Source organism: Lysinibacillus sp. FSL K6-0075 (genome assembly GCF_038592945.1).
Lineage (GTDB): Bacteria > Bacillota > Bacilli > Bacillales_A > Planococcaceae > Lysinibacillus > Lysinibacillus fusiformis_F.
Map to the genome: position 1 here is coordinate 442,772 of NZ_CP151947.1, position 19,203 is coordinate 461,974.

Here is a 19,203-nt window from a genome sequence, read left to right on the forward strand (position 1 = left end):
TACAACAAGGGGGAAAGAATATGAAAGAAGTTTTTTCCTATGTAAAGCCCTATAAATGGACAGCTATTTTTGCTTTATGTTTAATGCTTTTAGAGTTATTCGTGGAGCTTGTGCAGCCACTCATTATGGCAAAAATAATTGATGAAGGAGTAAGGGCTCAAGATCAAGGGATGATTTTGCAATGGGGAGCGGTTTTATTAACGCTATCTTTTGTTGCCTTTCTAGCGGGAGTTATCAATTCGTATTTTTCTTCACATACAGCTCAAAGCTTTTCGTATGATCTACGAAATGCCCTGTTTGATAGAATTCAATCCTTTACGCTAGCAACCTATCAAAAATTCTCCACTGCATCGCTTATTACTCGATTAACAAATGATGTCACACAGGTACAAACAGTGCTGTTTATGAGCCTTCGTATTATGCTTCGGGCGCCACTTGCTGTTATAGGAAGTATTATTATGGCTTTTGTCGTAAATGCGAAATTGGCTTTATTTTTAGTCATCGGTGCACCGATTATTTTTATTTTTCTTATCTTTATGGTGGCAAAAGGTGTGTCTTATTTTGGACGTGTACAGAAGAGAGTCGATCGTTTAAATAGGGTTTTACAGGAGAATTTACAGGCGATACGGTTGGTGAAGGCTTACTTAAGAGGAGCATATGAGGCTACTCGCTTCGATGAAGTTGCATCGCGTTTAAAAGTGGATACTGTAAAGGCTTTACGCATAATGGAATATATTATGCCAGTTCTTTTATTTATTATGAATATGAGCTTGCTCGCAGTTCTATGGTTTGGTACAAAACAAATTGCGACAGGAACAACGCCGCTTGGTGATATTGTCGCTATTGTGAATTATGCAATGCGTATGACAGGCTCATTTTCAATGTTCGCGTTTATTATTATCTTCTACGCACGTGCAAAGGCCTCTGCAGAACGTATGGCAGAAATCCTTTCTATAGAAAATGAGGTTGAAGATACTTCCCTTATAGAAGAAGTAGGCCATACAACACAATATGGAGAATTAACATTTGAACATGTTAGTTTTACTTATCCAGGAGGAGATGCTCTTGTTCTGTCGGATGTGAGCTTTCAAGTTAAGTCTGGTGAAAAATTAGCGATTATGGGGGCAACTGGTGCAGGAAAATCAACATTATTACAGCTCATTCCTCGTTTCTATGAAGTGACACAAGGTAGAATACTTGTAGAAGGACAGGATGTTCAACACTGGGAATTACAAGAGCTGCGAGAAATAATTGGTTATGTCCCTCAGCAGTCATTGTTATTTACCGGAAGTATTGCAGATAATGTACGGTGGGGAGATACACAGGCTGAAATGGATGCTGTACTACAGGCTACAATGCAGGCACAAATACATGCATCTGTTGAAGATTTTCCAAATGGTTACGATACCAAGGTTGGGCAAAAAGGTGTTAATTTATCAGGGGGACAGAAACAAAGGCTATCCATAGCTAGAGCCCTTTTGAGAAAAGGACATATTTTAATGCTTGATGATAGTACCAGTGCCTTAGATGTAAAAACTGAACGGTCTTTATGGGAGGCATTGAGTGAAGAACAGGCAACGATGCTTGTTGTCACGCAAAAAATTCGTACAGCTAAAGGTGCAGATCGCATTTTACTGATTGATGCTGGAAAAGTAGTTGCGTATGGCACACATGAAGAGCTTTTACAGACTTCCTCTCTTTATAAAAAAATAGCTATCTCTCAACAGGAGGTGGAGGATTAATGGGATTTTTCCAGAAACCTTTTGGCTATGAACCGATTTTGACAAAAGATGATCTGAAACAGGTTGTGAAGAAAAAGAAGGGGCCACGTGCAGCTGATTGGAAAAATACATTGCTACGGTTATGGAAAATTGTTGACGAACAACGTGCACTTCTCATTGTGGTGCTTTTGTTAGTGATGATTAGCTCCATTTTAGCTTTAGTTGGCCCTTATTTAATTGGTCAAATGATTGATCACTATGTGATGCACGGTGAGCTTTCAGGCTTAGGTAAGGGGATTGGCGCATTAATTGGTATTTATGTTCTTTTAGCGATTTCACTTTTTCTACAAAACTATTGGATGATTGGTATTGCCCAGCAAACGATCTATAGATTAAGAACAAGTGTATTTGCTCATTTTCAACGGCTGCCAGTGGCATTCTTTGATCGTCGTCAGCATGGTGAATTGATGAGTCGAATGACGAATGATATTGAAGCGGTTAGCTCCACATTGAACAGTTCCTTTATCCAAGTATTTTCAAGTGTACTTACGCTTGGAGGAACCGTCATTATTATGCTCAGTTTAAGCCCATTGCTGACAGTTCTGACGATGGTCATTATTCCACTGATGTTTTGGGCAATGCGATGGATTACACGTCGTACAGCACCACTGTTTAAAGAACAGCAAGTAGCTATTGGCGCCTTAAACGGTATGATAGAAGAAACAATTTCAGGACAGCGGATTGTGAAGGCATTCTCCCAAGAGGAGCGAATGAAAGCAGAGTTTCGTGAAAAAAGTTTGCGCTTAAGAAGGACCGGCTTTTGGGCACAGACTTACTCGGGTTATATTCCTAAAGTCATGAACTTCTTAAATAATATGAGCTTTACCATTGTAGCTGGTATAGGAGGAGTTCTCGCACTATATGGACATGTATCCATAGGGGTAATTGTTATATTCACTGAATATGCACGACAATTTACACGTCCTTTAAATGATTTGGCAAACCAGTTTAATACGGTACTATCAGCCATTGCTGGTGCAGAGCGCGTATTTGCCTTGCTTGATGAACAACCAGAGAAGGAAACCGTGTCTGCACAAAAGCATCAGTTGTTGGGGCATGTGGCATTTAAGCAGGTGTACTTTAAATATGAACTAGAAGAAGACGCATACACATTAAAGAATGTAGATTTTAAAGTGGAACCTGGACAAACAGTAGCCCTCGTTGGTGCAACTGGAGCTGGGAAAACGACAATTCTTCAACTGATTGCAAGGTTTTATGAGGTAACAAAGGGTGAGGTATCATTTGATGGTATAAATGTGCAGCAAATTGATCGTCAATCCCTTCGTTCACAGATGGCTTTTGTATTGCAGGACCCATTTTTATTTGAGGCTTCTGTTCGCGAAAATATCCGTTATGGTCGACTGGATGCGAGTGATGCAGAGATTGAAGAAGCGGCCAAGCGTGCTAATGCCCATGACTTCATTATGAAACTCAAAGATGGGTATGATACCATTCTTGCTGCAGATGGACGCGAGATTTCACAAGGTCAAAAGCAATTACTATCTATAGCAAGGGCACTTATTGCTGATCCGAAAATTTTACTATTAGATGAAGCCACAAGCAGTATCGATACGGTGACAGAGCTGGCGATACAAGAGGCACTCGATACGTTGATGCAGGGTCGCACAAGCTTTGTTATTGCTCATCGTTTAAATACTGTCCATAATGCTGATATGGTTTTAGTTATGCATAAAGGGGAATTAGTTGAAGCTGGACCCCAGCAAAAACTAATCGAATCAGGTGGTCTTTATGCACAAATGCTGCATTCATCCTCACACCATCTTGAGGAATAGATGAAAAAGAGTAATTTCATTTGAAATTGCTCTTTTCATATTGTTGAAAAACAAAACCATCAATAGAATTTTTGTAAAAGGTGAAAATGGTTTCAGTTGCAGGCTACTTGCTTTCCTGTGGGCGAGCGCCGAGCCGCTTCCTCCGCTACCGCTCGCCTGTCTCGCTATCCCACGGGAGTCAAGTAGCCTTCCACTCCAATCAACAAAAGTGTTACCTTTTTAGCAAAGGTTTTCAAATAAAGTGAAGGTGTTCACTATTCCTTATGAAGAGGTGTTGTCACGCATCACTTCTCCACACTGAAAATAAGAGCTTATCCCCGCTAAGAATACAGAAATTGGGCTATTTGATTGCTATGCTAGTATGAGAGCGAACGTAAGTGAGTGAAGCGGCTCATCGGACGCCCCCTGGAAAGGACGCTGGCGGAACGGAAATCAACCTCTCACCTTGCAAAGTTGCTTTTTCTGCCGTTGACATCATCTTTTTATTGAAACGAAATGTTATTAATTTGAATAAATAGTATAATTATTATAAAACATTAGTAAAATGGGAAGCAGTATATAGTTTAAAAGTAATAGATTATAAAAGGATAAAGATCACTATTTTCGAGAAATTAGTATATTATTTTATATCTATTAATTCTAGTAAATTTCAGTCATTTTACTAAATTTTTATAGTATAAATCCTTTTATTTTTCCAATATTTGAAGTAAAATTCTGATTAATAGGGGGCATTAATATATTTTGTTGCCAGCTTATTTTCATTCTTGCTACAATAAGGCAATAGTCTGTTACAGGAACGGAGTAAATGATGAATATTTCAGTGATGACAGTGTCTTTTCCATTAGATGGAGAAACATTGAAAGAAGTAAAGTTATTATGTGAAGAAGCAACAGTTCAAGATTATCGAGTATATGAAACCATTATGAATGTACCAATGGCTAGCTCTTTCGAGACTAAGGGCTTTATGGTACTAGCGTATGAGGATGATAAGGATTTATTAGTTGGTGCTGCTAGTGCAATTGACTTAATGGGGCTTCATACATATGAGTGGTCATTAGTGGTAACACCTGCATATCGACAAAAGGGTATTGGAACTGCGTTAGTTGATGGTATACAAGTTGGGCTAGAAGAAAGAGGGGCAGAGGGGCAATTAGCTGTAGTAATTGATGGCTCTCCTTATGGACACACATTTATTGAAAACAAAGGTTTTACCTATAGTTTTTCAGAAGCTACTTTAGAAACAAAAGCAGAGCCCGTTACATTACAAAAAGATATTAATATTCAACCCTATAATGGTGAGCAAGCTGAACTGATTACTATTTATTGTGAAGCATTTGGAGATTTACCAGAAGAATCAGAAGAGCTTATTGCCTTTAATACATCAACAAATGGACGAAAGCTTTGGATTGCTTATCGGGATGGCGCTGTTGTTGGGACAGTGACAACAGCTCAGGAAAATGAAATCCAGTGGGTAACAGCACTTGCTGTACATCCAAATTGTGAAGGACAGGGTATTGGGACAGCACTTCTTTCTTTCTCAAAGGATTATGCGAGTAAAGTTGGTGCAGCATTCGTCATGCTAGATGTAGAAGTAGACAATAAAAAAGCACTATCTGTCTATGAAAAAGCAGGCTTTATGAAAGCGCAGCAAATTGATTATTATGTAAAACAATAGGAAAAAGGGCGATGAGTGGTATTTCATATCAACTCATCGCCCTTTTTTATCATAATTACCTACTATCTTCATATAATATTAATAAGCTTTAAGAAAGGAGTCGTGATCATGCGCATGCCAGCATTGCCAAAGAAGAAGTCTCCTCCAAAGGAAGCCCCTAGTTCATGGTGGAAAGTTGTTAAAGCTTATTTATCCAAAGGGAAGTTTTATAAATTACCACCAAGAAATTAATGATGCAAAGAAAAAAGTCGCCTTTTCGCGACTTTTTCATAGTGTTGAAAAACAAAATAATCAATAGCATTTTTGTGAAAGGTGAAAATGGATTTCCGTTGCAGGCTATTTGCTTTCCTGTGGGTGAGCTCCGCGCCGCTCCGTTTAAAGGCTCGCCTGTCTCGCTATCTCACGGGAGTCAAGTAGCTTCCACTCCAAACCTTTTAGCAAGGGTTTTTACTACTCATTTTATTGAGGAGGGTTGTAAATAATCACTTTTCCACCTTGAAAATATGAGCCTATCCTCTCTCAAATACTACAGATAATGGGCTATTTTGTTCACTACTATTAGTATGAAAGAGGAAAAGCCACTTTTGAAGAATGGTTGATTGGAGAGGAGCCAGCTTCACTCCTAGGGGATTAGCGGCTCATCGGACGCCCCCTGGAAAGGACGCTGGCGGAACGGAAATCAACCTCTCACCCTGCTAAAAGGTCTTTTTCTGTTAGTGACATGTTCTTTTTTCAACAACATGAAAAAGTCGCCTTTTCGCGACTTTTTAATTTTCTAATAGGAATGTCTTTTTGGATGGACCGATTAAGTATAGCTCGTGCATGGCTCGTGTAAGAGCTACATAAAGTAGCTTTCGGTCAATTGGCGTATCGTAAAAGGGTGTATCGTAGGCAGCTACTATGACGGCATCAAATTCAAGTCCCTTGGCTAGATGACTTGGTACAACAAGTAACATTTCTTGATTAATAGATTCATTTTCCGTTAGTAGTTGTGAAGCAATAGCATTGTCTTTTAATGCCTGTTGCATAGTAATGGCTTCTGCAGTAGTTTTGCAAATTAAAGCAATGGATCGATGGCCGTTTTGACGTATGGCTTCAAAGATTCCTTTAATTTTTAAGGCATCAAATTGCTCTGCTTGAATAAAACTTGGTATGTTACCATGACGCACAACGGGTTCTACTAGGGGGAGCTGTTCATTCATTTGCGCTAAAATTTGATTCGCGACTTCCATAATTTCAATGGTTGTACGATAGCTTTTTTGCAAAGTTCGGAAGCTTGCGCGAGGAAATAAGTTTTGGACAGGCTCCCATGCTGTCAATGAACGATAGCTATGAATACCTTGGGCTAAATCACCGACCATTGTGAACATATCCGTATCAAGACCGGCTTTTAAAGCAGCAAGCTGAAATAAACTATAATCTTGGACCTCATCGATAAAGACAACACGCATCTTCCATTCATCTGCAATGCCTTTTAAACGTGCTTGTAAATAGTATAGTGCCGCTAAATCTTCGAGTGCCCATTGTTCTTTACGATGTGCCTGTAAAAATTGTTGCTGTTCAAGGTAATGCCATTCAGGGGCGAGTTCTGCTAAAAGTTCTGCATCTGTGAGAAGGGTACGATAGAGTGTTTTAATATTATGTTTGGTAAAGCGACGCATATAAGCTGATGCCGTTGTCTTCGTTTCTTTTTCAATGGCAGGAATTCGCTCATCACGCTCATCGATGAATTTTGTGACAACACGTCGTCGTTTTTCATCATCTCGAATGCCATTTAAGGCTTTACCCAATGCTTCATCATACTTTTTATGGAGTGTAGCTAAAACAGCCTGTTTTTTTTGACGAACATGGCTTGCTAACACCTTTTTAATATGTTCAAGTCGCTTTTCGATAGGCATATATGAAAATTCATATAAAAACAGCTTCTTCAGGTGGGAAGCGCGCATGATACAGTATTTTTCAATATAGACATCTTCGAATTGCTCTGCGATCTTTTGTTCCAGCTTTTGTACGTAGCGTTCGATGACATCACGATAGTAAAGTGAGCCTTTCATTTCAGCAATCCAGGCAGTAGGCTGATGACTACCTCCAGCAACGAGCGACTCTAATTGCTCATTTGGATTTTGAAGCTTAAGCTTTAATTTAGTGGCAGAAAGAACGTAGTCTGTAAAAGTAGTTTGGCAAATTTTATCGACGCCAAGCTCTGGTAAAACATCGCCTATATAATCAATAAATAACTTATTCGGTGCTAAAATCATGAGCTGCTCAGGATTAAAATGTTCACCCATTGTGTAAAGGAAATAGGATATTCTGTGGAGAGCAATGGTCGTTTTTCCACTGCCTGCAGCACCTTGCACAATAATTGGTTGACGAAGATGTGCTCGAATAATTTCATTTTGTTCCTTTTGGATTGTCGAAACAATTTCCGTTAGACGAACATCTGCTTTTCCAGCCAATGCTTCTTGTAGTAGTTCATCATTTGTTGTTAAGTCAATATCTCGTATATCGAGTAATTCGCCATTCTCGATCTTGTATTGCCTTTTAGCAAAGAGATGTCCCTTATGAACTTCTCCACGGACATCGTACTCCATATCACCAAGACGACCATCATAATAAACATTGGCTACGGGTGAGCGCCAGTCAACAATAATGGGTTCATGGGTTTCACGATGAAATAGTGAGGTCTTCCCAATATAAAGAAATTCTTCAGGGTCACCTGTTTTTTGGAAATGGATTCTGGCGAAATAGGGCTTCTTGCGAACGGCCTCTAGACCTTCTTTTTGATTACGTGCCATTTCAAAGAATCTGGCATTTGTTAAGATATTTAAATAACTTAAACTTGAATCTAAGTAATCGAGATCAGCCATGGATTTGCGGATATTTTCTTGAGCAGATTGTAAATCTCGTTGTGATTCGTCTAATATTTGCTGCATATAACTTTGGGTATACGCTAACCGCTCTACTTCAGCCTGAAAATCTGGATGTTGTACAGTCATTTTTAGCACCTCCTAGGTACTTACAATTTCAAAGTAGATTATCATACTACTATATATAATATTTACCATCAAGTGAAAGCTAAAAAGTTAATTATGCTACTATTACATGGGGGATGGAAGGTTATTCTTTAAATAATAAATAGAGGAGGTTCATGATTTTGGATATATTTGCACATAGAGGTGTTTCGATAAACTATCCAGAAAATACGATGGCAGCCTTTCAAGCAGCATCAAAGCTCCCTATAGCAGGGATCGAGCTAGATGTTCATTTAACCGCGGATAAAGAGGTAGTGGTCATTCATGATGAAACCATTGATCGTACCTCCAATGGCTCGGGCTATGTAAAAGATTTTACATTACAGCAATTGCGTACATTTGATTTTGGTTCGTGGTTTTCGCGGGAGTTCGGAGATGAAGTAATTCCTACGTTAGGGGAAGTGCTAGAGCTTTTTGCAGGTACCAATCATCGTATCAACATAGAACTGAAAACAGATATCATTGCATATGAAGGGATTGAAGCGCTTGTACTCAAAGAAGTAGCGGCACAGCAAATGACAGAGCGGGTCATCATTTCATCTTTCAATCATGAATCACTGCAAACCATATCGAAAATAGCGCCTTATATCGAAAGTGCAGCATTGTTTGCAGAGGTGTTAGTAGATTTTACTACTTACATTGCTCTCATTCCAGCTAAGGCGTTACATGTAAGTCTACCAACTTCATTTCGTAAATCAGTTAAACTAGCTCTCGCTGAAGGCGCAACAGTACGTGTGTATACCGTTAATGATCAACGTGATGCTCGAAGTTTACAACAACTAGGTGTACAGGCGATATTTACAGATGACCCTGAAAAAATATTACTTGCCCTTAGTTAGAACAAAGAAGGAGACAAAAGGCTTCCGTGGAATCATTTGCATTTTAAAATACCCACGGAAAGCAACGTCTTCTAGAAGATTTGTTCTACCATTTCGCACGATGTTCCTCAATACATCCGAGCATTTGTTGAATAACTAGTGTTTCACCATTGTCGAGTAAAATGGAACCGTCATAATAACCAAATAGTTGATGTACTTCTGATTTAACTAGTTTGGCATTCGTTTGGGCAGTACGCTCAAAAAAAGGTGAAAAAGTTAATGAGACCTGATTAGAAAATTTTGTTTTCACTTTCCAACGCTGCATATAGTCTCCGGAATCATATTGAAATATTAAATCCTCATGTATTTTTGTCATTTTACCATCAACAAAAACAGCATTTTCAGTCATACCAGTGCCATCTGTCCATTTACCCCCTAAATTAAGTCCGATTCGTCTTCCTCGTACACGTTGAGAGGCCATTCCCCAATTCCACAATGCTTCACGGGGCCATACACCTCGTCCATAATCCAACACAGCAAAGTTCTCTTCAGCTGAGAAATTAAAACGTCGAGTACCAATTGTGACAACACCTGAGGTTGGCAGTATGTGATGCTTGCCTGTAAACTGAAATGTTTTGCGATTCCAAGGAATGACTACATTTAATGTTTCGTCCGCTGGTGGGTGCTGAATGATAAGCTTTGCTCGTAAAACATCTCCATCAAAGTTTGGTATGGAAACAGATAGATGCGTTTCATTTTGTATATATAATAAATCAATCATCATTTCGCTATTTTTAAATGAAACAGATTCTAAAACCTGTGTAGGCATTTTTAGTTTACCACCGAAGGGAATTGTGATCGTTTTTTCGAAATAGCGCTGTGTTTCATATTCAAGAAAATAAACGAAGCAGACTGCTGCGTAATCTAGATGACTAATCGTAGCTGAAAACAAAATTTCATCACCATAGACACACCAATAGTTCCATTTCTTTTTGCGCATGAGATGGCCGCTTAAATTGCTGTTAATAAGTGGCTTACGTGCAAATCCGATGGCTGCTGGATTTAAATTACCTTTTTTATCGCATAAAAGAGTTGGCTGTAAAATCTCTTTCTCAGCATGCTGCTTCACATTCAACATCCCTTCTGATCATAAAATAAAATTGACATATCTTTCATTCTTATTGTAGCAAAAATGTTCTTGAAATTGGAAAGGAACATGCCGAATATAATGGATTTCAATAAGAATAAGAGTAAGGACCTAACTAATAGAAATACTTGAATAGACATATGATGGCATGAGGAGGGGATGTATGGCAAAAATGTATAATAGGCAGGCTGCAGTTCAATACGCCAATTTGTGGTGGAACAGACGAAATCCAGCTTTTCCAAACTTTGATGTAGATTGCACGAACTATATATCTCAATGCTTACTTGCAGGGGGTGCACCGATGCGAGGGGCACCAAGTAGAGATAAAGGCTGGTGGATTCAGCAGGGGAATTGGAGCTTTAGCTGGTCTGTTGCCCATTCGTTACGATGGTATTTAGAAGGGTCTACAACAGGATTAAAGGGTAGACGTGTTCAAAATGCAGAGGAATTAGAGCTAGGGGATGTCATTTTTTATGATTTTCAAGGGAATGGAAGAATTGACCACTCCGTTATTGTCACAAGTATTCAAAATGGTATTCCTTATGTGAATGCCCATACCTCAGATAGTATTAATCGACCTTACTTTTACGAGGATTCCACCGCCTATACGCCAAGCATGACTTACTTTTTCTATCATATAGATGACAGCTTTGCTTAAGAACAGATAGTTTTAAAGCATACAATTTTATGATAATGTGAAAGATAGAAGAGATAAACTCTAATATGTTGTCTTAAGGTAGAAGGAGAATAGATATATGAGCGAACAAATTTTATCTGTTAGAGATGCAATTATTCAACGACGATCGATTAAAAAATTTAATGGTCAGCCTGTAGAGCGTGAGGATTTAATGTCTATTATTGACGATGCGGTATGGGCTCCAAACCATGGTAATCGCGAGCCGTGGCGATTAGTTGTTGCCTGTGGAAAGGAATTGGAAAACCTTCATCAGCTATTACGTGACCTGACAATTCCGAAATGGCAGGAGCTTTCAAGCGAAGATTTAGCGAAGCAGATGTTGAAATTTACATTGCCAGGTGGCTATGCCTTTGTTATCGTGCCAGAGGATGCACGTCAAAAAGAACGTTTAGAAGATTATGCAGCGGCAAGTACATTTATTCAAAATATGCAGTTACTCGCATGGGATAGAGGCATAGGCTCTTGCTGGAAAACGCCAGGCTTCTTAGATAACCCTAAATTCCGTGAAGCTTTAAAGGTGCAGCCAGGTGAGCGTGTCATTGCCATGCTACAAGTTGGTTATTTTGATGAAGTGCCAAAAGGCAAAGAACGCAAACAATCAGCTGATATTGTTACGATTTTTGGTGAGTAATCAAACAAAAAATCCCTTCACTTTAAAAGTGAGGGGATTTTCTAATTAATCGATATTTATTTTTGTAATCCTGAAACCTCATATAAATAATCACTTAGAACACGTAAGCCTTTATCAAAGTTTTCTAAATGGAAGTGTTCATTTGGTGCATGGAAGTTTTCACTTGATAGACCGAAGCCCATTAATACCACAGGTAATTCTAAAATTTCATCAAACGCAGCTACGATAGGGATAGAGCCACCGCCACGTGTGTAAGCTGTGGGTACATTATATACTTTTTCATAGGAGCGTCCAGCAGCCTGGATAAATGGATGATCGAAAGGTGTCAGGAATGGACGGCCTTTATCAAATTCAGAAATGTTGATTTCCACACCAGCAGGTTTGTGCTTTTCAACATGTGCTTTTAAAAGTGCTACGATTTCATCTGGCTCTTGATTTGGTACAAGACGGCATGTGATTTTAGCGCCAGCTTCAGCTGGTAGCACTGTTTTGATGCCTTCACCTGAGAAACCACCAAATACACCGTTAACCTCTAAGGTTGGGCGCGCCCAAGTTCGTTCTAAATAAGAATATCCTTGTTCACCGAATAATTCTTTTACGCCCACTTCCTGTTTAACCGATTCTTCATCAAAGCCAAGTGCAAGATAAGCTTCACGTTCCTCTTCTGTTAATGGCAACACTTTGTCATAGAAACCTTCAACTTGAATCGTACCATGCTCATCACGGAAGGAAGCTAAAATTTCAGCCAATGCATGAATGGCATTTTGTACACCACCACCGTAAAGACCGGAGTGTAAATCTCCTTTAGCTCCACGAACATCAATTTGAATGCCTGTTAAGCCACGTAGTCCATAGCACACCGCAGGCTTACCAGGACCATAAAGGCCCGTATCAGAAATTAAAATTAAATCTCCCGCTAGTTTTTCTTTATATTGTTCAACATAGGCAGGGAGATGAGGACTTCCGATCTCTTCTTCACCTTCATAAATGAATTTAACATTGACTGGTAATGTCCCTGTTGTAGCAAACAATGCCTCAATCATTTTTAAGTGCATAAAGACTTGTCCTTTATCATCACTAGCACCACGAGCAAATAGTTTATTGTCACGAATCGTAGGATTGAAAGGCTCACTGTCCCATAAATTTAATGGATCAACAGGTTGAACATCATAATGACCATAAAATAAAATAGTTGGTTTACCTTCTGCATGTAACCAATCTGCATAAACAACAGGGTGTCCAGCTGTTTGTGTAATAGAGATATTTTCAAGATTTAGTTTTTCAAACGCATCGGCTAGCCATTGAGCTGCGTGTTGAATATCCTCTTTATGCTCGGATAACGAACTGATACTTGGGATTCGTAAAAATTCATTCAGTTCATTTAAATGTGCCTCACGATGTTCTGCAAAATAAGCATCTATTTGCTGTAAATTAGTCATTTAGCATCCCTCTTTCCAATATTTCGATAATAGAAATAGTATAGCATAATGTGGAAGGGAAGTGCCGTAATATCAGAAGCCAATGCTATTTTTATTTGGAAGGAGTCTAATCGTTATATCTAAAACTTTTCAATTAACTTTGAATGATGAATTAGAGAGCAGAAGATGGTTAAGAAAAATGCGACAGAGTCTATAGAGAGTTTTGTCGCATTTTGAATATGGTCTAAAAAGAGCTTGTCCTACTTAGTTTTCTTATCATTGGCACGCTCGATAAATAAGTCAGTTAGATCGTTAATTTGCCCAATAACAGAAATGGGATCTGTAAACCAAAACTTGAAATTATCTATTTCGTAAACTTCATTATTTTTAACGGCCTCTAAATTTTTCCATACAGGAGCGGTTGTAAAGTCGACTTTAGGTGTGTCGGCAGCTCTTGCTACGATAACACGGTCCCCTACAAAGTCTGAAATTTTTTCTGAAGAAATTTGTGTCCACGGCGTTTTTATAGTAGTTTGTGCTTTCACAGCTGGCGCCATTTGTAAGCCTAATCCAGTATAAACAGGATACCCTGTATAACCATCTCCATAAATAGTGATGGTTCCTTGGCCATCCAGTATATCCATAACAGTTATTGTTTCTTCAGGCTTAATAATATGAGCAATTTTTTTACGAGCGGTTTGAACTTGTTGTTGATAATTTTTCAGCCACTCCTCGGCACGGTCTCCTTGATTTAAGATAATACCAAATTCTTCAATGAGTTTAGGTATATTTTCTTCATATTCAATATAGATAGTAGGTGCAATTTTAGAAAGCTGCTCATACATTTCTTTATTACCTGTAATAATTAAATCAGGCTCTAATGAAAGTACTTTTTCTATAGAGTCTCCGATCACCTCAATTCCTTTTTTATCTTTTTCAGGAATATAAGGGTTTTTTAGCTGTGCTTCATTCGAACCAACTGGTTTGACATTTAAAGCAAGTAAGTAACCTAAGTAAAAATCAGTAACAATACGTTTTGGATTTTTATTATACGTAATATCACCATTGATGGAGTGATAAACCATTGTTTCCTCTGATTCTTCAGTAGTGCCGTTGTTTGTACAAGCTGTTAATAATAAAGCAGCACATAAAACAAATGAAGCTACTATAGTATGGTTCCAATTAAATTTCATTGGTATAAAGCCTCCTTCATATTGATAACAATTATCATTATATAAAGGTCCTCGATTGAATACACCGGAGGATTTTAACTCAAAATTAGGATTATTCAACACTATAGAAGTGGGTAAATATAATCTTTTATATTGGCCAGGTGTTAATCCAGTATGTTTTTTAAATAGGCGAGTAAAGTAAGAAGAATCTTCGTAACCAACCTGCTTCGAAACTTCTTGGATTGAATGATGTGTTTCAACTAAAAGTCGCTTTGCATGTTTGATACGAGTATGTAATAAATAATCAATTAGACCATAACCAGTTTGATATTTAAATTGTTTAGAGAGATAAGATACACTGTAATTCATTTTTTCTGCAATTGTATGACGAGATAAGTTTTCATGAAAATGTTTATTAATATAATCTAATGTTTGAGAGGTTAACTGTTCCTCATGCAGTATATTTGAATCTAGTGTATACATTTCATAGATTAACTCTGTTAAGTATATCTTTGTCTTATATTTACTAGCGTCTGTGTGCTTTTCCCATTGCGTGTTTATGTTATCTATTAATGTTAGCCAATGCTTCGGTGCATCATAAAAAATGAGAGGCTCTAAGGGCTCAGATTTTGTGTTATCAAAAGTAACATTACAATAGATCCATATACATGCCGAAGATGGTTCCTGCGTGACATGTATGTTTATAGGGTCATGAACAATCAAAAAGATGTTTTTATTATGTAATAGGGGAGTATGATGTAAGTTCCATTCGCCAGTTCCTTGAGCAATAAAACCGAAAATGCAGTTACAAGTAATGACAGGCCTTAATAGTGGATTATCAGATATATGTATAATGGTTAATTTTGCCGAGTCCCAATCTGCTAAAGTAAGATTTTTCAATTTGAGGATTCACTTCTTTCAATAGTTTATATTACGATAATACAATCAATGATAATGATTCTCAAATAGATGCTTGTATCGTAGAAGTGAAAAATTTATTTAAAAAAATAAACTGCATTCAAATTATTAGATTTTCTCCAATAATTTGAAGTGCAGTTATGCAAGATGTTTCTATTTACTTAGCCATATGTCGTTTAATAATTTCCTCATTTTTTTCAGCGAAGCGGTCATTGTGAGAGGATACACCAGCCATATCGACTTCGGTAGGATCTAAATATAGCTTCGCACTATTAACGGCTAGAATGGCATCATTAAATGCACCAGCTATCAGGCGAACCTATTCAAAGTCTCATTAGTGAGCAGTATAACCGCCATCAACAAGTAGCGTTGTACCATTGACAAAGCTTGCATCGTCGCTAGCTAAGAAGAGAACGGCTTTAGCGATTTCTTCTGGTTTACCAAGTCGACCTTGTGGGTGAAGGGATGCTAAATATTCTTTCTTTTGAGCATCTACTTCAGCCAGTAGAGGAGTATCGATATAGCCAGGACAAACCGCATTTACACGAATGCCTTGTTTAGCATAAGCTGTACATAGGTTTTGCGTTAATAATTTTACGCCACCTTTTGCAGATGAGTAGGCTGTAGGATTTGGTAAGGCAACAAAACTATGAATAGAACCAGCGTTGACGATGACGCCACCTGTACCTTGAGCAAGGAATTGTTCAATGGCATATTTATCAGAAAGAAATACACCTGATAAATTAATATCAATTGTTCTTTTCCATTTTTCAAAAGAGAGCTCGTGTGCGGGTGCATCATCAGCCACGCCAGCATTTGCATACATAATATCAAGTTTACCGTATTTAGTAACGGTTTCCTTTATCATGTTTTGAATGTCTGCTTCGCTTGTTACATCTGTTTTCACGAAGAGTGTATCAAAACCATTGTTATTTAATTCTTCAGAGACGCTTTGTCCACGATCAGAAAAATCGGCAATAACGACTTTAGCGCCTTCTTCTACAAAGAGACGAACTGTGGCTTCACCAATCCCACTAGCCCCACCAGTAACAATTGCTACTTTATCTTTTAGTTTCATATAAATGACCACCTTTATTGTTATTTTGCTGTTGCTCCGCCATCAATGACGAATTCTGCTCCTGTTGAGAAGGAAGACTCATCAGAAGCTAAAAATAATACTGTTTGCGCCACTTCCTTAACAGAGCCTAAACGTCCTAATGGGAATAAGTTTTTGCCTAATTCATCTTTTGAGCTTCCAGTTGCGGCTGACGCATAGTCTGCCATACCTGTATCAATATAGCCAGGATGGATGGAGTTGACACGTACACCATATGGAGCATATTCCATAGCAGCATCCTTTGTCATAATGCGGACAGCCCCTTTACTCGCTCCGTATAAGACGTGACCAGCAGCACCTGTTAAGCCTGCAATAGAAGAAGCATTAATAACAGAACCATTATGCTGTTTAGCCATAAGTGGCATAATATGTTTCATACCTAGGAACACACCTGTTACATTGATAGACATTAAGCGGTTCCAGTCAGCAAGTTCGATTTCCGCAAGTGGTTTTATGATATAGATACCTGCATTATTGAAAAGAATATCCACTTTGTTAAATGTTTTTATTGATTCATCTGCAACCTTTTTCCAATCTTCTTCATTACTAACATCGTGACGGATAAATAATGCCTCACCGCCAATAGCTTGGATATCACGGACTGTATCGTTACCAGATTGTTCATTTATATCAGTAATAACTATTTTTGCTCCTTCTTTAGCAAATAATAGTGCAGTTTCTTTCCCGATTCCTGTACCTCCACCTGTAATAATGGCTACTTTATTTTCTAGTCTCATTTCAAGCACGCACCTTTCATTATTTCTGGTTATATGGTTACCTTAGGATTCAAAAGTATTCGCATTGTTTAGCGATACTTTCATCTTACTCTTTTCAATTTGAAATACTATCCTATAAGATGCTGTATAATATAGTGAGTGAATATCCTCCATTTATAGGGGTATTTTAGTGTGAAGGAGAAGAATTTCCTATGGCGCATCCATTTCAGTCGATTGAAGAAGTAACACTTCAAGAGTTTGTATTATTTATTAAAATCCATCATAAGCAAATTGAAGAGAATACGAATATTTACCTTAATCTAGAACCTTCTATAGCTGAGGCAGATCGAAAAAGAGCAGCAATGATACTGGATTCGTTTTTGCGTTTAATGACACATGCAAACATCGATGAATTAAATAATGATGATAAGTATTTTTTTAACACATGGCTTCAATCACAGTTGTCCATTATTGATAGGAAGAGCTTTAATCTATTTCAATTAATATTTGAGAAAGCATTGATTACTTTTATGATTCAACAGAAGAGTAGTCGAACGAACGCCATCTTAATGTATGTATTATCGATATTTACATTTCTTGTATTTCTTTACGATGACTGTGAGAGAGAGAATCAAACTAGTAACATAACTACAGAAAATCAGGAATTTAGGCATCTGCAGCTATTAGATAGGCTTGATAAATTGCTAATTAGTTCCTCAGGCTATCAAGATTTAGCCCGTATTTTAAAAAAGTGTGAGGAGTATTTTAGTTATAGAAGATGCGTATTTTATGCTTATGTTCCATGGACCAATCAATTTTATGGAGTTATTGGGGCAGAACTACCTAAGGTGCAAAGCATGAAAGGGGAGTTGACTGGGGAAAACACGATACTTAGTTCAAGAAAACCCATTTATTTAAAAAACCCTAAAAACTATGTGAAAGAGGAGCATATTCAATTATTTAATTTATCCTCGATTATATTTATTCCTATTATGAGACAAGACCAATTATTTGGATGGCTAACATTTGATCAGCTAGGTGAGGTGTTTGATTGTACAAAGGAAGAATTATCACTCCTTGAAGAAGTAGGGAAGCGTTTAGGTCTATTTTTATCACGTAAGGGCGAGAAGGTAGAAAAGAATACAGAGCTTCATTTAACTGAAAGGGAATCGATGATACTTGGTCTGCTTGCCGAAGGGTATGATAATAAAAAAATTGCCAGTTTATTATTTTTAAGCGAGCATACGGTCAGGGATTATGTAAGTAGTCTGATGACAAAGCTCAAAGCAAAGAATCGAACACAGGTCGTTGCCTCAGCTTTTCGTCTAGGGCTGCTAAGCTAACAAACCAATGCACTTCTACTAGGAGTGCATTTTTTGATTCTTCAAATGCCAATAAATGACTAAATAATATTCTGATAATAAATATTATTGAAAATATAGTTTGAATAATAGGTAACTATTGTCATCAAAAGCTTTTTTGGAGGGAAAGCAGTATAGTAGTAAAACAATTTTTACGAATATTACAAGTGAAAGTGATTAAGCTTACACGATTGTAATGAAATTGAAAGCCAATGCGATAGAGTGTAATACATTATTTTGCGAGAATGTGTATAGAAGCAAGAACAAGAAGCGGAGGCATACACAATGAATGAAAAATTAGAAGGCGTATACGAGGAATACAATCGTTATATATATCACTTATGTTTAAAACTAACTCGCAATAATATAGAAGCTGAAGATTTAATGCAAGAAGTCTGGGTGAAGGTTGTACGCTATGAAGATAGCGTTGCCGAAGTAGAGCATATTAAAGCTTGGCTGACAACTATTACAATGAATACATTTAGAGATCGCTATCGTAAAAAGGTGCGACGTAGCAAATATATGATGAACCAACCTGAAACATTAGACGTACCGATTCTAGATTTGGTTCCCAATAATGAAATTTCTACAGAAGAAAAAATTGAAAAGGATATTGTGACAAAACTAGTGCAGGATAAAATGGAGCAATTAGATGCCATTTATAGAAAGACTTTATGGTATTTCTACATAGACCAATATTCACTGGCAGAAATCTCTACAATTATGAAAGTTTCCATTGGTACTGTGAAATCTCGTTTATTCCGTGCAAAGGCTCGATTAAAAGAAATGCTCATGTCAGATACAGCTATTGTGGAATCTGTGCTACCAGCGTAATGAAAGCAGATTGGTCGCACATCACAGTACTTAGACGGAAGTATTCGGTCGACTAATCTAAAAAAGATGCATTCGCAAATAATTGCAAATGCA

General features: G+C 37.8%; 15 protein-coding genes and 1 pseudogene. 9 read left to right on the forward strand and 7 right to left on the reverse strand.

Annotated elements, in window-relative coordinates; all coding sequences use genetic code 11:
- Positions 1-20 precede the first annotated feature (20 nt).
- From MHB65_RS02090 to MHB65_RS02105, 4 genes are all read left to right on the forward strand, one after another.
- On the forward strand, positions 21-1,742 hold the full coding sequence (locus tag MHB65_RS02090) for an ABC transporter ATP-binding protein (RefSeq protein ID WP_342442342.1): 1,722 nt from the start codon (positions 21-23) through the stop codon (positions 1,740-1,742).
- Positions 1,742-3,574 (forward strand): ABC transporter ATP-binding protein, encoded by a 1,833-nt coding sequence (locus MHB65_RS02095; RefSeq protein ID WP_342442343.1) that lies wholly within the window; start codon positions 1,742-1,744, stop codon positions 3,572-3,574. Before MHB65_RS02090 ends, MHB65_RS02095 begins: the two co-directional genes overlap by 1 nt.
- Before the next feature lie 805 nt (positions 3,575-4,379).
- Positions 4,380-5,249 (forward strand): GNAT family N-acetyltransferase, encoded by an 870-nt coding sequence (locus MHB65_RS02100; protein ID WP_342442344.1) that lies wholly within the window; start codon positions 4,380-4,382, stop codon positions 5,247-5,249.
- A 108-nt stretch (positions 5,250-5,357) separates the two neighbouring features.
- Positions 5,358-5,480 (forward strand): hypothetical protein, encoded by a 123-nt coding sequence (locus tag MHB65_RS02105; RefSeq protein ID WP_004229664.1) that lies wholly within the window; start codon positions 5,358-5,360, stop codon positions 5,478-5,480.
- A 536-nt stretch (positions 5,481-6,016) separates the two neighbouring features.
- On the opposite strand, the gene helD is transcribed toward MHB65_RS02105, so the two are convergent.
- Positions 6,017-8,245 carry an RNA polymerase recycling motor HelD gene (gene helD / locus MHB65_RS02110; RefSeq protein ID WP_205446670.1) on the reverse strand — a complete coding sequence of 743 codons (2,229 nt, stop codon included), beginning with the start codon at positions 8,243-8,245 and terminating at the stop codon, positions 6,017-6,019.
- A gap of 158 nt (positions 8,246-8,403) precedes the next feature.
- On the opposite strand from helD, the gene MHB65_RS02115 reads away from it, so the two are divergent.
- Entirely contained in the window at positions 8,404-9,120 is a 717-nt protein-coding gene (locus MHB65_RS02115) for a glycerophosphodiester phosphodiesterase (RefSeq protein ID WP_342442345.1), read from the forward strand.
- Between the two features lie 85 nt (positions 9,121-9,205).
- On the opposite strand, the gene MHB65_RS02120 is transcribed toward MHB65_RS02115, so the two are convergent.
- Positions 9,206-10,228 (reverse strand): DUF2804 domain-containing protein, encoded by a 1,023-nt coding sequence (locus MHB65_RS02120; RefSeq protein WP_205446672.1) that lies wholly within the window; start codon positions 10,226-10,228, stop codon positions 9,206-9,208.
- 181 nt (positions 10,229-10,409) lie between these two features.
- Here MHB65_RS02120 and MHB65_RS02125 point away from each other — a divergent pair, with 181 nt between their 5' ends.
- Both MHB65_RS02125 and MHB65_RS02130 read left to right on the forward strand, forming a co-directional pair.
- The gene (locus tag MHB65_RS02125; RefSeq protein WP_205446673.1) at positions 10,410-10,904 is read left to right on the forward strand and encodes an amidase domain-containing protein; all 495 of its coding nucleotides are present in this window, start codon (positions 10,410-10,412) and stop codon (positions 10,902-10,904) included.
- Between the two features lie 97 nt (positions 10,905-11,001).
- The gene (locus MHB65_RS02130; RefSeq protein WP_342442346.1) at positions 11,002-11,574 is read left to right on the forward strand and encodes a nitroreductase; all 573 of its coding nucleotides are present in this window, start codon (positions 11,002-11,004) and stop codon (positions 11,572-11,574) included.
- Between the two features lie 56 nt (positions 11,575-11,630).
- Here the strand turns inward: MHB65_RS02130 and MHB65_RS02135 are convergent, their stop codons facing one another.
- The 5 genes and pseudogenes from MHB65_RS02135 to MHB65_RS02155 all read right to left on the reverse strand — a co-directional run bounded on the left by MHB65_RS02135 (position 11,631) and on the right by MHB65_RS02155 (position 16,936).
- On the reverse strand, positions 11,631-13,013 hold the full coding sequence (locus tag MHB65_RS02135) for a dipeptidase (RefSeq protein WP_205446675.1): 1,383 nt from the start codon (positions 13,011-13,013) through the stop codon (positions 11,631-11,633).
- 239 nt (positions 13,014-13,252) lie between these two features.
- Complete coding sequence (locus MHB65_RS02140) at positions 13,253-15,064, reverse strand: AraC family transcriptional regulator (protein ID WP_342442347.1); 1,812 nt, start codon at positions 15,062-15,064, stop codon at positions 13,253-13,255.
- Between the two features lie 175 nt (positions 15,065-15,239).
- A pseudogene (locus tag MHB65_RS02145) lies at positions 15,240-15,401 on the reverse strand (thioredoxin reductase); the annotation flags it as partial.
- Positions 15,402-15,416: 15 nt separating this feature from the next.
- Positions 15,417-16,160 (reverse strand): glucose 1-dehydrogenase, encoded by a 744-nt coding sequence (locus MHB65_RS02150; RefSeq protein WP_342442348.1) that lies wholly within the window; start codon positions 16,158-16,160, stop codon positions 15,417-15,419.
- A 20-nt stretch (positions 16,161-16,180) separates the two neighbouring features.
- Positions 16,181-16,936 carry a glucose 1-dehydrogenase gene (locus tag MHB65_RS02155; protein WP_342442349.1) on the reverse strand — a complete coding sequence of 252 codons (756 nt, stop codon included), beginning with the start codon at positions 16,934-16,936 and terminating at the stop codon, positions 16,181-16,183.
- A 191-nt stretch (positions 16,937-17,127) separates the two neighbouring features.
- On the opposite strand from MHB65_RS02155, the gene MHB65_RS02160 reads away from it, so the two are divergent.
- Both MHB65_RS02160 and MHB65_RS02165 read left to right on the forward strand, forming a co-directional pair.
- Positions 17,128-18,258 (forward strand): LuxR C-terminal-related transcriptional regulator, encoded by a 1,131-nt coding sequence (locus MHB65_RS02160; protein ID WP_342442350.1) that lies wholly within the window; start codon positions 17,128-17,130, stop codon positions 18,256-18,258.
- Positions 18,259-18,561: 303 nt separating this feature from the next.
- Positions 18,562-19,110 carry an RNA polymerase sigma factor gene (locus tag MHB65_RS02165; protein ID WP_205446680.1) on the forward strand — a complete coding sequence of 183 codons (549 nt, stop codon included), beginning with the start codon at positions 18,562-18,564 and terminating at the stop codon, positions 19,108-19,110.
- The last annotated feature ends 93 nt before the right edge of the window (positions 19,111-19,203 follow it).

Bases quoted from the DNA above. Each gene is read 5' to 3' on its own strand.
- MHB65_RS02130 (WP_342442346.1), top strand. From the start codon at position 11,002: ATGAGCGAACAAATTTTATCTGTTAGAGATGCAATTATTCAACGACGA.
- MHB65_RS02100 (WP_342442344.1), top strand. From the start codon at position 4,380: ATGATGAATATTTCAGTGATGACAGTGTCTTTTCCATTAGATGGAGAA.
- MHB65_RS02105 (WP_004229664.1), top strand. From the start codon at position 5,358: ATGCGCATGCCAGCATTGCCAAAGAAGAAGTCTCCTCCAAAGGAAGCC.
- MHB65_RS02090 (WP_342442342.1), top strand. From the start codon at position 21: ATGAAAGAAGTTTTTTCCTATGTAAAGCCCTATAAATGGACAGCTATT.
- helD (WP_205446670.1), bottom strand. From the start codon at position 8,245: ATGACTGTACAACATCCAGATTTTCAGGCTGAAGTAGAGCGGTTAGCG.
- MHB65_RS02160 (WP_342442350.1), top strand. From the start codon at position 17,128: ATGGCGCATCCATTTCAGTCGATTGAAGAAGTAACACTTCAAGAGTTT.
- MHB65_RS02165 (WP_205446680.1), top strand. From the start codon at position 18,562: ATGAATGAAAAATTAGAAGGCGTATACGAGGAATACAATCGTTATATA.
- MHB65_RS02150 (WP_342442348.1), bottom strand. From the start codon at position 16,160: ATGAAACTAAAAGATAAAGTAGCAATTGTTACTGGTGGGGCTAGTGGG.
- MHB65_RS02135 (WP_205446675.1), bottom strand. From the start codon at position 13,013: ATGACTAATTTACAGCAAATAGATGCTTATTTTGCAGAACATCGTGAG.
- MHB65_RS02155 (WP_342442349.1), bottom strand. From the start codon at position 16,936: ATGAGACTAGAAAATAAAGTAGCCATTATTACAGGTGGAGGTACAGGA.
- MHB65_RS02095 (WP_342442343.1), top strand. From the start codon at position 1,742: ATGGGATTTTTCCAGAAACCTTTTGGCTATGAACCGATTTTGACAAAA.
- MHB65_RS02125 (WP_205446673.1), top strand. From the start codon at position 10,410: ATGGCAAAAATGTATAATAGGCAGGCTGCAGTTCAATACGCCAATTTG.